Here is a 12,173-nt window from a genome sequence, read left to right on the forward strand (position 1 = left end):
CCCGGGTGTTACACCCGGGGGGGACACCCCCACCCCACGACCCTGGGGGGCCCTGCCGACGCGCGTCGGCAGGGCCCCACTGCCATGTCGCCACGCAACCGGGCGCCACAGGATGCCTGCACTCACCGAACTCCAAAATCTGTCTTTGTCAGGGTAGACATTGCTCCTCGTCGCGGTTAACCTTCTTCTCGTAGACATGGTCAGACAGAACCGAGGAAGGACGGAGGAGCAGACGCCATCAGGATCGCCCGGCCGGGACTCCCGGTCCGGGTACCGCAAGACCCCGGATTGGATGGTGGTCCCCGGTCACGCAGCCGCGATCCCCGCACCCCTCCCGCAGCCGGGCCGGGTAGCGGAAACAGAAGGTCGGCACCGCATAAGGGCCGACAGATGGTGTTGAATTTCCTTCGGGGCCCTGGTGCCGTACGGCACCAGGGCCCCTCGACGCGTTGTACTACGAGGTGACATGGCAGCAGATACCCCGCTCAGCGACCGGCTGGACGACGACGACTACCCCGCCTACACCATGGGCCGGGCCGCCGAGATGCTCGGCACCACCCCGGGTTTCCTCCGGGCCATCGGTGAGGCCCGTCTCATCACTCCGCTGCGCTCGGAGGGCGGGCACCGCCGCTACTCCCGCTATCAGCTGCGGATCGCCGCGCGCGCCCGTGAGCTCGTCGACCGGGGTACGCCGATCGAGGCCGCCTGCCGCATCGTCATCCTCGAGGACCAGCTCGAGGAGGCCCAGCGCATCAACGCCGAGTACCGCCGTGCGGCACAGCAGGCGTCCGGCGGTTCCGAAGCCGGCCCGAGCTGATCACCCGGAGTCCCTGGCGGGACCCTCAGCCGTTCCTTGCACCCCAGGTCGACGACCTGGGGTTTGTTGTGGCACCGCCCGCTGCCGGAGCCCGTACGGGCCGGGATCGCGCCCGCGGTGCGCCCGTTCCCCTCATCAGGTCAACCGTCCCGGACCCTTGACTCGCCACGCGGGAGTGGCGATTCTCGTCGCACACTTTGCGAGGTCATGACAAGAGGGCCTCGCTGATCCGCCGACCGAGGGACGTGGGCTGTGACCGGTTCCGGACGCCCGTACCGCCGACGCAAGAACGTCACCGTGGTGTCGCTCCTCCTGCTCGTGCTGTCGATCGCGATCGGCCCCACCCCGAGTGCGGCGGCCGGCAACGACTGGTGGGAGCCGACCGCACGGCCCGCCCCGGACTCCCGGATCAACGTCACGGGAGAGCCCTTCACCGGCACGAACGCCAAGGGCGAGGTGCGCGGGTTCGTCGACGCGCACGACCACATCCTCGCCAACGAGGCCTTCGGCGGCCGTCTGATCTGCGGCAAGGCCTTCTCCGAGCAGGGCGTGGCCGACGCGCTCAAGGACTGTCCCGAGCACTACCCCGACGGCTCGCTCGCGATCTTCGACTTCATCACCAACGGCGGCGACGGCAAGCACGACCCGAACGGCTGGCCCACCTTCAAGGACTGGCCGCGGCACGACTCGCTGACCCACCAGCAGAACTACTACGCCTGGGTCGAGCGGGCCTGGCGCGGCGGCCAGCGGGTGCTGGTCAACGACCTCGTCACCAACGGCGTGATCTGCTCGGTGTACTTCTTCAAGGACCGCCCCTGCGACGAGATGACCTCCATCCGGCTGCAGGCCAGACTCACCTATGACATGCAGGCCTTCGTCGACCGGATGTACGGCGGGCCCGGCAAGGGCTGGTTCCGGGTCGTCACCGACAGTGCGCAGGCCCGCAAGGTCATCGAGCAGGGCAAACTCGCGGTCGTCATGGGCGTCGAGACCTCCGAGCCCTTCGGCTGCAAGCAGGTCCTGGACATCGCGCAGTGCAGCAGGGCGGACATCGACAAGGGACTCGACGAGCTCCATTCGCTCGGCGTGCGCAGCATGTTCCTGTGCCACAAGTTCGACAACGCCCTGTGCGGCGTGCGGTTCGACTCGGGCTCGCTCGGAACGGCCATCAACGTCGGGCAGTTCCTGTCGACGGGCACCTACTGGAAGACCGAGACGTGCAGGGGCCCGCAGCACGACAACCCCATCGGCAACGCGGCGGCGCCCGCGGCCGAGAAGGAACTCCCGGCGGGCGAGGAGGTCCCCACCTACAGTGCCGACGCGCAGTGCAACGTACGCGGGCTCACCGACCTCGGCGAATACGCCGTGCGCGGCATGATGAAGCGCGGCATGATGCTGGAGATCGACCACATGAGCGTCAAGGCCACCGGCCGAGTGCTCGACATCTTCGAGTCCGAGTCCTACCCCGGCGTGCTCTCCTCGCACAGCTGGATGGACATGGACTGGACCGAGCGGGTCTACGGCCTGGGCGGCTTCATCGCCCAGTACATGCACGGCTCCGAGGGCTTCGTCGCGGAGGCCAGGCGCACGGAGGCCCTGCGCGACAAGTACGGCGTGGGCTACGGCTACGGCACCGACATGAACGGCGTCGGCGGCTGGCCGGGACCGCGCGGGGCGGACGCGCCGAACAAGGTCACCTACCCGTTCAAGAGCGTCGACGGCGGTTCGGTCATCGACCGGCAGACCACCGGCGAGCGCACCTGGGACCTGAACACCGACGGCGCCGCCCACTACGGCCTCGTACCGGACTGGATCGAGGACATCCGGCGGGTCGGCGGCCAGGACACGGTCGACGACCTGTTCCGGGGCGCGGAGTCCTACCTCGGCACCTGGGCGGCCGCCGAGAAGCACGAACCAGGCGCCAACCTCGCGTCGGGTGCGGCCACTTCGGCCAGTTCCTCGGAGTGGAGCCTGTTCACGAGCTACCAGCCGCACCGGGCCGTCGACGGCGACCGCGGCACCCGGTGGGCGAGCGACTGGAGCGACGACCAGTGGTACCAGGTCGACCTCGGCTCCCCGCGGACCGTCGGGCGGGTCACCCTCGACTGGGAGCGCGCGTACGCGAAGTCGTACCGGATCGAGCTGTCGACCGACGGGGTGACCTGGCGGACCGCCTGGTCCACGACCGCCGGTGACGGCGGCCTGGACACCGCGCGGTTCGACGGCACCCCGGCCCGCTACGTCCGCGTCCACGGCCTGCAGCGCGGCACCGGCTGGGGCTACTCCCTCCGCGAGGTCGGCGTACACAGCGACTGACGGCCACGAGAGGGGCTCCATGGCACGGTTGCCGTCCGCCGAGCGGCGGCGACAGCTCACCGAAGCGGCGATCAGGGCGATGGCCCGGGACGGCGTCCCCAGGACGACGACCCGGTCCATCGCCGCCGAGGCGGGCGTCTCGCTGAGCGTCTTCCACTATTGCTTCGACTCCAAGCAGCAGCTGATCGAGTCCGTCATCACCACCATCACCGGGCACTACGTGACGGTGGTGAAGGAGGCCATCCGGCCCAGGGCCACCCTGGAGGAGACCGTCCGGGCCGGATTCCAGGCGTACTTCGACCACGTCCGCGCCCATCCCGACGAGCACATGCTCACCTACGAGCTCACGCAGTACGCCCTGCGCCAGCCCGGTTTCGAACACCTGGCACGCCGTCAGTACGAGCTGTACGCCGAGGCGTACACCGAACTCATCGACCAGGTGCGCGCGTCCATGGGGCTGCGCCTGCGGGTGCCCGGGCCCGTTCTGGCCCGCTACCTGGCCGCCATGACCGACGGCCTGACGCTCAACTTCCTTGTCCTGGGCGACGACTCGGCCTGGACGGGCATCCTCGACACGGTCACCGCGCACGTCGCCGGGCTGGCGTACGGGAACTGACGGGAGTCTCTCCCGTAATTGGTTGTCATGGAAGCGCCACAGAGGGGCATTCGAACAAAACAAGTCGAAACAGTGAGGAGAGTGCGGCCCGTTCGGTCCGCGCCATCGACAACTGGGAGTTTTCCATGGCGAGTTATGGCGGTTCCTCTGCCGCGTCCTCCGGTTCGCGTACCAACGGCCTGGCGATCGCGAGCCTGTGCTGCGGCATCATCGGCCTGTTCTTCCTGAACATCATCCTCGGCCCGCTGGCCATCGTCTTCGGTGCCGTCGCCCGTCGGCAGGCGTCGGTCAAGAACGGTGCCGGCATGGCGAAGGCCGGCATCATCCTCGGCGTCGTCGACGTGGTCCTGTGGCTCATTCTGCTGGCCGTGGCCAGCAGCAACGGCGGCTTCAGCTGGTACGTGGGCGGCTGACGGCCGTCCGGACCGACGCGGGGCGTGCGGCCCACTGACCCGGCGGCCGAGGGCCGCCGGGTCAGTGGGCCGCGGTGGCCTTCTTGCGGGCGCGGTACGCCGCTGCCTTGATCTTGTTGCCGCAGGAGTCCATACCGCACCACTGCCGTCGCATGCCCCGCGAGCGGTCGATGTAGGTCCGCGTGCACTCCGGATTTCCGCACTCCTTGAGCAGGGGCACGTCCGGGCCGCTCAGAAGCTCGACCGCGTGCCGCGCCACCAGGGAGAGGGCCTCGTCCGGTGTCCCCTGCGTCCAGCGTCCCGACGGGGTGAGCTGGGGCACGGCGGGCGGCGTACGGGCCGCGTTGTTCACGACGGTCAGCGCCGCCCCGTCGTACTCCTCCCCGAGCCGGCGGGCGGTGACCAGCCGGTACACCGCTTCCCGTACGGCCCTGGCCCGCTCGACGTCGGCCTCCCGGCCGGGCGAGACCGCGTCGACCAGGCCGGATTCCACGTACCACGCGGTCAGGCGGTCCGGCGTCACGAGCATCTCGAAGCGCGCCGAACGGCGCGCTCGGAGTGTGGCGGCGAAGTCGAGTGCCGGGTTCCCGCAGAGGAAGACGTGGCCGAGATTCACGTCACCATACTGACCGGTGACCCATGGTGCGGCAAGCCTCGGAGGCGGGTACCTCCTGAGGCACCTTGTGGCCGATCCGGGCGGCGTGCGGTGCTCGTGAGGGCCGCCGTGAACCCGTCGCACCGCTTGGAACGGTGACCGACCGGAGAGCGGTCATGCCCCCGGCTCAGCGCGCGTCGGTCAGCGGCCGGTCCCACTCCAGCTGCCGGATCAGGTCCTCGTCGCCGGGGCGGGGCACCGGTGCGGGCGGGCGGGTGTGGGTGCCACGGGAGATGTGGCCGCTGACGGTGATGTTGTGTTCCACACGGGGGCGGCGGAGGGTCTCGTAGGTGGTGAGGGCGGTGTCGCGGTCCGGCGCGTCGCGCAGGCACTTGGCCAGGACGACGGCGTCCTCCAGGGCCATGGAGGCCCCTTGGCCGGTGGCCGGGGACGCCGCGTGGGCGGCGTCGCCGATGAGCAGGCAGCGGGCGGAGCGCCAGCGCATCCCCCCGGGCAGCTCCGTGGCGTTGGTGACCAGCAGGTCCCCGGCCGTGGCCGCGACGATCCCGGCGGCCGGGGAGGCGTCCTCGCGCAGCAGCGTCAGAAGGAGGTCGCGGTGGCGGGCCGGTGTGCCGGTCGCGAACTCCTCGGGGGACAGCGGGTCGCCGGCGACGCGGGCGAACCAGAACGTCTCGCCCGCGGGCGAGGCCGTGTGGCCGAAGGCGACGTTCCTGCCGCGGACGAAGCTGATGAGGCCGTCCGCCGCGAGGCGGGGCGCGTCGGTGGTGCGGCCGTAGAAGACCTGTTCCCCCGCGTACCGGGGACGGGCGGTGGGCGCGATCGCGCGCCGCACGGTGGAGTTCAGGCCGTCGGCGCCGATGAGCAGGTCGCCGGTGGCGGCGGTGCCGTCGGCGAAGTGCGCGGTGACGGAGTCCGGGCCTTCGTGGACGGAGACGAGGCGGGCGCCGTGCCGGACCGGGATGCCTCTGCGGGCCGCCTCGGTCTGCAGCGCGACGTTGAGGTCGCCGCGCCGCAGGCACCGGTACCGCAGGAGCGGGTCCTCCGCTTCGCCGAGTGGTCTTGCCGCCCGCTCGGTGCCCGAGGCGTCGAGCATCCGCATCCCGGTCAGCGGGAAGCCGAGCGCGGTGACCGCCGCCGCGGCGTCGATCTGCGCGAGGGCGCGCATGCCGTTGCTCGCCAGGGTGAGGAACGCGCCGATGTCCTCGGCCGCGTCGGGATGCGCCTCGAACACCATGACCTCGAACCCGGCCTTGTGCAGCGCGAGCGCCGCCGCGGTACCGGCCGCCCCACCGCCGATGACGAGTAAGCGCCCCACGTCCGATCCCCCCTCGGTTGCCGGATCCGGCGTCAGGAATCGTACGGTCCGTCGCCCGCCGCCGGGTCGGAACGGGCGCGGCCGGGAACCAGGCGGCGGTAGGCGGCGCGGGCGTGGAGGAGACGGGCCAGACCCGTGCCGATGAGGGCGGCGGTCAACAGACAGGCCAGCCAGGTGGTGTCACGGTGGCCCGCCCAGGTGAGGACGCCCGCGGGCGGTATGGCGAAGCCGTTGAGGAACAGCCAGCACAGCACGGCCGTGCCGGGAGCGGCGGTGAAGCGTGCGCACAGGCCGAGCAGGGCGGCCAGCACGGACAGTGCGGGCAGGGCCAGTTCGGGCCGGTCCGGACCCACCGCGGTGTTGAGGAGCGCCACCAGCACCAGGGCGCCGCCCCCGGCCCCGGCCCAGACCAGCGGTGTGTCCACGGGCTGGGGTACGGGCCGGGCTCCGGTGCCCAGGGGCTTCCACTCGATCATGCCGGCGCTTCCTTCCGGTCCTCCTGGACGGAATTATCCCCCGGCAGCCGCACCCGGCCCCCGGGGTGCTCGTCAGGGTGGGCGACAAGGCCTGCTGGGGAGAACAGCAAATCCGGACAGCCGCTGCCGGCTCCAGGGCGGGTCGCCGCAGCCGGCTTGAGCGTCCGGACACCTGCTCCCGGGCTCAAGGGCGGGCGGCCGCCGTCGCCTTGGGCGTCTCTGCGACCGGTTCGGCGGTCGGTGTCCGGTGGGCCGGGCGGCGGGTGACGCGCCGGGCGAGGGGCTCGGTCCAGCGGGCGGCGAGCGGGCCGAGGACGACCAGGATCAGGACGTAGGCGGTGGCCAGGGGGCCGATGCGGGGTTCGGCGCCGACGGCGAGTCCGGCGATGACGATGGAGAACTCGCCGCGGGCGACCAGCGTCCCGCCCGCGCGCCAGCGGCCCCGGGGCGAGATCCCGGCGCGGCGGGCGGCCCACCAGCCGGTGGCGATCTTCGTCAGGGTGGTGACGGCGGCCAGGGCGAGCGCGGGCAGCAGCACGGGCGGGATGGCGGCGGGGTCGGTGTGCAGCCCGAAGAAGACGAAGAACACCGCGGCGAACAGGTCCCGCAAGGGGGTGAGGAGGTTGCTGGCGCCCTCGGCGACCTCGCCGGACAGGGCGATGCCCACCAGGAACGCGCCGACGGCGGCGGAGACGTGCAGCTGCTGGGCGAGCCCGGCGACGAGGAGCGTCAGACCGAGGACGGCCAGCAGCAGCATCTCGGCGCTGTCCGAGGACACGGCCCGGCTGACCAGGCGGCCGTGGCGCAGTGCCACGTAGAGGACGGCGCCCACCGTGCCCAGCGAGATCAGCAGCGTGACCGCGCCGCCCGCGAGGCCCACCCCGGCCAGCAGGGCGGTGAGGATCGGCAGATAGACCGCCATGGCCAGGTCCTCCAGGACCAGCACACCGAGGACGACCGGTGTCTCGCGGTTGCCGAGCCGGCGCAGGTCGCCCAGTACCTTGGCGATGACGCCGGACGAGGAGATCCAGGTGACACCGGCCAGGGCGACGGCGGCCACCGGCCCCCAGCCGAGCAGGAACGCCATCACGGCCCCGGGCACGGCGTTGAGGACGAAGTCGACGGCCCCGGAGGGGTATTGGGTCTTCAGCGTGGTGACGAGCTCGGAGGCGCTGTACTCCAGGCCCAGCAGGAGCAGCAGGAGTATGACGCCTATCTCGGCGCCGGTGGCGACGAACTCCTCGCTGGCCCGCAGCGGCAGGATGCCGCCCTGGCCGAAGGCGAGCCCGGCCAGCAGGTACAGGGGTATCGGCGAGAAGCCCACCCGTCCGGCGAGGCGTCCCAGGAGCCCCAGGGCGAGGATGATCGCCCCGAGTTCGATGAGCATGGCGGTGGTGTCGTGCACGGGCGTCTGACCTCCGTTGATCGGGTCTGCGGCGTCTGTGCCAGGGCGTGAGCGCCCGGGGGTACGGCTCGGTGGGCGGGGAGGGAGAGCGTGACCTCGCGCCGGACGACAGGGCCCGGGCCAGGCGGTGTGCGGTGCCGGCGGTCCGCTCCCCTTCGGCCGTCAGCGGCCGGGGGTACGTGTGCCGTGCCATGTCACGCCGCGAGGTCGGGCGTCGGAGTCAGGCACCACGCGCGGACGTCACGCGTGGACGTCACGCATCACGCGAAGGGAAAAACCGCTATGCGGCGCGGGCGGTATCAGGGACGCCGTCACGGGCGGCGTTGTGGACGCGGACGGGCACCACTCGTCCCATGTCACGCCCCCCCTCACGCCGGCCCGGAGACCGGGCGGCCACTGTGTCGTCGTACCGAGCCGGCCGGACGGCTGTGCGCGGCCACGCTCAACCGAGCGTAATGACTCGGTAAAGAATCCTAGCGCACGCCAACGCCACGTGATCGCGCAGCAGTTCTGGAGGTGACGACCGGCAATCCGATGACGGGGTCGCCGCCCCTCAGGCCCCGCCGCCCCTCAGGCCCCGCGCCCCTCACGCCCGCGGGCCCTCACGCCCCGCGGCCCGCCGCACGGCCCGGGGTGACGCGCCGAGTTCCTTGCGGCAGGTCTTGTTGAAGGCCTGGAGGTCGGGGATGCCGACCGTCGCCGCGACGGCCGGGATCGCCAGCGTCGACGAGACGAGCAGGTGACGGGCGCGCTCCATGCGGCGGCGCCGCACGTAACCGACCACCGTGTGTCCGGTGTCCTCGCGGAACAGCCGGGTCAGGTGCGTGTGCGACACCCCCGCGGCCCGGGCGATCCCGGGGACGCTCAGTGGCTCGGCCAGGTGCTCCTCGATATGGGCCATGGCCGCCCGCAGCGCCGGGTGCCGGGCCTCGAAGGGCGATGCGGTGGCCTCGGCCAGACCCGTCGCACGCCACAGCACCGTCCACAGCTCGGCGGAGGCCCGGGCCGGGGACTGGGCGCTCGCCGCGATCGTCTGGCGCAGCAGTGCGCGCAGCACCGCCGCTTCCGCGCCGGCGTCCTGCATCGCCGGAAGCCTGCGCCGCTCCGCCTCGCCCGGCAGCCGGAAGTGGGCGTACAGGTGCTCGCAGCGCGGGGCGTCGTAGTGGAAGTGCACCTCCGTGCCGGGCGGTACGAGGCTGAGGTGGCCGGGGCGGATCGGGTGCCGGGCGTCGTGGAACTCCAGGGTGCCGGAGTAGCCGTAGAGGTGGAGCTGCCACAGGTGCGGGAGGCGGAAGACCTCGTGCGGGCCGGCCGATCCGTGCACGCCCACGCCCGCGTGCACGACGTCGGGCGGCAGGTCGAGGGGCAGTTCCACGAAGGTCGGCATGGTGGAAAATTACCAGTGGTTGTCGATTACGCCCCACGACGGCAGGTGCTCGCGCTTCTACGGTTGCGTCATGTCAACCACCAAACAGCTGCTGAGCTCCGTCGAGGTGGCGCGGTTCACGGCCCACGGTTTCCTGCGCCTCGACGGCGTCGTGCCCCAGGCGATGAACGAGGAGGCGCTCGGGCTCTTCGCCTCCTGGACGCTGCCCGCCGTGCCGTACGGCACTCCGGTGCCGGCGGCGTTTCCCGAGGGTTCCTTCACCCGCCGGCTCCTCTCACTGCCGGCGGTGGCAGGTGCGCTGGAAAGCCTGGTCGGGCCGGATCCGGAGATCGACCACCACTTCGTCCACACGCGCATGCCCCGGGAGGGCAGTGCCCAGGCGCTGCACGCCGACGCCCTCATCGACGTGCGGCCCGACGCGTTCGACGTGCAACTCATGTACTACCCGCAGGAGGTGACCGCGGCCATGGGCGGCACGCTCGTCGTCCCGGGCAGCCATCTGCGCCGCATCAACGAGTCCGACACCGGCCGCTACCAGAACCTGCGCGGCCAGACCCGGCTGACCTGCCCGGCCGGAACCGTGCTCCTGCTGCACCACGGCATCTGGCACGGCGGGCGGCGCAACGACAGTGACACCGTCCGTCACATGTACAAGATCCGCTTCAACCCGACGGTGCCGCAGGTGCGGCTGTGGGACACGCGGGACCTGGACTCCCCGGGCGTGCGCGAGGAGTTGGGGCGTTTCTTCCCCTGGTACGAGCAGGCCACCGGGCGGCTGGAGATCCACAACAGGGTCCTGCTGTGGCGCTCCCTGTCCGCCGACCCCGGCTTCGACATCGAGCACTGGGCCACCCGCATTGCCAACCGGCCCGGCGCGACCGCCGCACCCACCGCGACCGCCGAGCCCGCCGCACCCGCCGCACCCGCCGCACAGAGGAGCACCGCATGACCACCACCCGGCAGCAGGTCCTCGTCCTCTACCTCGACAACTCCGCCCTGGACTCCCGGGTCGTCGGCTGGGCCCGCTACGACGGCACGGGCTCGACCCGCCCGACGACCGGCGACAGTGACGAACCCCCGTACGAGACGGGGGTCGGCGCGCTGGAGGACGGCTGGCGGCTGTTCCAGGCGTCCCCGCTCCTGCCGCCGTACCCGGGTGCGGAGCACGCCACCTCGTTCCTCAAGCACGAGTTCTTCTTCGAGAAGCTCGTGTCTCGGTGAGGCCGGCCGCCGGAGCGTGCTTCGGCGGTGGCCTTCAAAGGGGAGTGATCCGAGCGCGGCGGGCGGTGTCGTCGAGGGGGCGGGTGCAGTTACCGCTTCTGTGCCCGGTAGCGCTTCAACAGCGCGGTGATCCGCGTCTGGTCCGCCCGGCCGTTCAGCTCGGTCAGGAGGTCGTCCGGGCACAGCTCGTAGAGGTCGCCCCACCAGCGGCGCCCGCGGTTGTCCCAGATGCGGTAGCCGCCGGGTACGCCCCTGGCCACGTAGCGTCTCCTGCTCATCGCATTGACCGTACGCGGCCCCGGGCCGGGCGGGCCAGGCTGTTTCGCGGCCGGGCATGACGAAACCCCGGGTGCGGACCCGGGGTCGGTTCGTCCCTGAGTGCGGGTGCTCAGACGAAGGCGCTCTGGCCCGTGATCGACTTGCCGACGATCAGGGTGTTCATCTCGCGGGTGCCCTCGAAGGAGTAGATCGCCTCGGCGTCGGCGAAGAACCGGGCGATGTCGTGCTCCAGCAGGATGCCGTTGCCGCCGAAGATCTCCCGGCTCCAGGCCACGACCTCGCGCATCCGGGAGGTGACGAACGCCTTGGCCAGGGAGGAGTGTTCGTCGCGGAAGATGCCCGCGTCCTGCAGCCGGGCGAGCTGCACCATCATGCCCCAGGAGGCGGTGATGTTGCCGAGGCTCTTGACCAGCAGGTCCTGCACCAGCTGGAAACCGCCGATCGGGCGGCCGAACTGCTTGCGTTCCCGGGCGTAGTCCAGGGCCAGTTCGTAGGCGCCGATCATGACACCGAGCCCCTGCCAGGCCACCCCGGCCCGGGTCGCGCGCAGGATCTCGGCGACGTCCCGGAAGGAGTTGATGTTCTGGAGGCGGTTGGCCTCCGGGACGCGGACGTCGGTCAGGGTGATCTCGGCGTTCTCCACGATCCGGAAGGCGATCTTGCCCTCGATCTTCACGGGGTCGAAGCCGGGCGTGCCCTTCTCGACGACGAAGCCCTTGACGTGGTTGTCGTCGAGGTCGCGCGCCCACACCACCACGTAGTCGGCGAAGGTGGCGTTGCCGATCCACTTCTTGGCGCCGTTCAGGACCCAGGTGTCGCCCTCGCGCCGGGCGGTGGTGCGCATGCCGCCCGCGACGTCGGACCCGCCGAGCGGCTCGGTCATGGCGAACGCGCCGATCTTGTCCATCGCGGCCATCGCCGGGAGCCAGCGGTCGCGCTGCTCCTGGTCGCCGCCGGAGTAGATCGAGTACATCGCCAGGCCGTTGTGGACCCCGAAGAAGGTGGAGACCGAGGCGTCGGTGCGGGCCATCTCCATGGCCATCGTGCCGCTGAGCAGGTTGCTGACGGCGGGACGGTGCTCGCCGTAGCCCTCGTAGGGGAGGCCGGAGAGGCCGCTGTTCCGGAACAGGCCGATGAGCTCCGTCGGGAACCGATCCCTGCCCCAGTTCTCGTTCACCAGCGGCTTGACCTCGTCGCGCATGAGGGCGCGGGTCTTGAGGAGCAGCTTGCGCTCGTCGTCCGGCAGCAGGGACTCGTAGTGGTAGAAGTCGGCGGTCAGCTGCTCCTCGAGCGGTTCCATGGTGGTGGTCAT

13 protein-coding genes are annotated in these 12,173 nt (G+C 71.3%); 6 read left to right on the forward strand and 7 right to left on the reverse strand.

Going from position 1 to position 12,173, the window contains the following annotated elements:
* Window positions 1-466 precede the first annotated feature (466 nt).
* From AB0B29_RS19395 to AB0B29_RS19410, 4 genes are all read left to right on the forward strand, one after another.
* Window positions 467-817, forward strand: coding sequence for a helix-turn-helix domain-containing protein (locus tag AB0B29_RS19395; RefSeq protein WP_362241058.1), 351 nt, complete (start codon window positions 467-469; stop codon window positions 815-817).
* Window positions 818-1,069: 252 nt separating this feature from the next.
* Window positions 1,070-3,133 carry a discoidin domain-containing protein gene (locus AB0B29_RS19400; protein ID WP_362241061.1) on the forward strand — a complete coding sequence of 688 codons (2,064 nt, stop codon included), beginning with the start codon at window positions 1,070-1,072 and terminating at the stop codon, window positions 3,131-3,133.
* Between the two features lie 19 nt (window positions 3,134-3,152).
* Complete coding sequence (locus tag AB0B29_RS19405; RefSeq protein WP_362241063.1) at window positions 3,153-3,749, forward strand: TetR/AcrR family transcriptional regulator; 597 nt, start codon at window positions 3,153-3,155, stop codon at window positions 3,747-3,749.
* A 125-nt stretch (window positions 3,750-3,874) separates the two neighbouring features.
* The gene (locus AB0B29_RS19410) at window positions 3,875-4,162 is read left to right on the forward strand and encodes a DUF4190 domain-containing protein (protein WP_362241066.1); all 288 of its coding nucleotides are present in this window, start codon (window positions 3,875-3,877) and stop codon (window positions 4,160-4,162) included.
* Window positions 4,163-4,223: 61 nt separating this feature from the next.
* On the opposite strand, the gene AB0B29_RS19415 is transcribed toward AB0B29_RS19410, so the two are convergent.
* The 5 genes from AB0B29_RS19415 to AB0B29_RS19435 all read right to left on the reverse strand — a co-directional run bounded on the left by AB0B29_RS19415 (window position 4,224) and on the right by AB0B29_RS19435 (window position 9,361).
* Window positions 4,224-4,778, reverse strand: a complete 555-nt coding sequence (locus AB0B29_RS19415; protein ID WP_362241069.1) for a CGNR zinc finger domain-containing protein — start codon at window positions 4,776-4,778, stop codon at window positions 4,224-4,226.
* A gap of 166 nt (window positions 4,779-4,944) precedes the next feature.
* Complete coding sequence (locus AB0B29_RS19420; RefSeq protein ID WP_362241071.1) at window positions 4,945-6,093, reverse strand: FAD-dependent oxidoreductase; 1,149 nt, start codon at window positions 6,091-6,093, stop codon at window positions 4,945-4,947.
* 32 nt (window positions 6,094-6,125) lie between these two features.
* Window positions 6,126-6,569 carry a hypothetical protein gene (locus tag AB0B29_RS19425; protein WP_362241074.1) on the reverse strand — a complete coding sequence of 148 codons (444 nt, stop codon included), beginning with the start codon at window positions 6,567-6,569 and terminating at the stop codon, window positions 6,126-6,128.
* 184 nt (window positions 6,570-6,753) lie between these two features.
* Entirely contained in the window at window positions 6,754-7,974 is a 1,221-nt protein-coding gene (locus AB0B29_RS19430; RefSeq protein WP_362241076.1) for a cation:proton antiporter, read from the reverse strand.
* 586 nt (window positions 7,975-8,560) lie between these two features.
* Window positions 8,561-9,361, reverse strand: coding sequence for an AraC family transcriptional regulator (locus AB0B29_RS19435; RefSeq protein WP_362241079.1), 801 nt, complete (start codon window positions 9,359-9,361; stop codon window positions 8,561-8,563).
* 70 nt (window positions 9,362-9,431) lie between these two features.
* On the opposite strand from AB0B29_RS19435, the gene AB0B29_RS19440 reads away from it, so the two are divergent.
* The gene (locus AB0B29_RS19440; protein WP_362241082.1) at window positions 9,432-10,310 is read left to right on the forward strand and encodes a phytanoyl-CoA dioxygenase family protein; all 879 of its coding nucleotides are present in this window, start codon (window positions 9,432-9,434) and stop codon (window positions 10,308-10,310) included.
* Entirely contained in the window at window positions 10,307-10,582 is a 276-nt protein-coding gene (locus tag AB0B29_RS19445; RefSeq protein ID WP_362241085.1) for a hypothetical protein, read from the forward strand. The genes AB0B29_RS19440 and AB0B29_RS19445 overlap by 4 nt, the downstream gene beginning before the upstream one ends.
* Before the next feature lie 89 nt (window positions 10,583-10,671).
* Here the strand turns inward: AB0B29_RS19445 and AB0B29_RS19450 are convergent, their stop codons facing one another.
* Window positions 10,672-10,860 carry a hypothetical protein gene (locus AB0B29_RS19450; RefSeq protein ID WP_362241088.1) on the reverse strand — a complete coding sequence of 63 codons (189 nt, stop codon included), beginning with the start codon at window positions 10,858-10,860 and terminating at the stop codon, window positions 10,672-10,674.
* Between the two features lie 110 nt (window positions 10,861-10,970).
* Window positions 10,971-12,173 (reverse strand): acyl-CoA dehydrogenase family protein, encoded by a 1,203-nt coding sequence (locus AB0B29_RS19455; RefSeq protein WP_362241091.1) that lies wholly within the window; start codon window positions 12,171-12,173, stop codon window positions 10,971-10,973.

Origin of the sequence: Streptomyces tibetensis, assembly GCF_040647715.1 — a bacterium.
In the GTDB taxonomy this organism is placed as follows: domain Bacteria; phylum Actinomycetota; class Actinomycetes; order Streptomycetales; family Streptomycetaceae; genus Streptomyces; species Streptomyces tibetensis_A.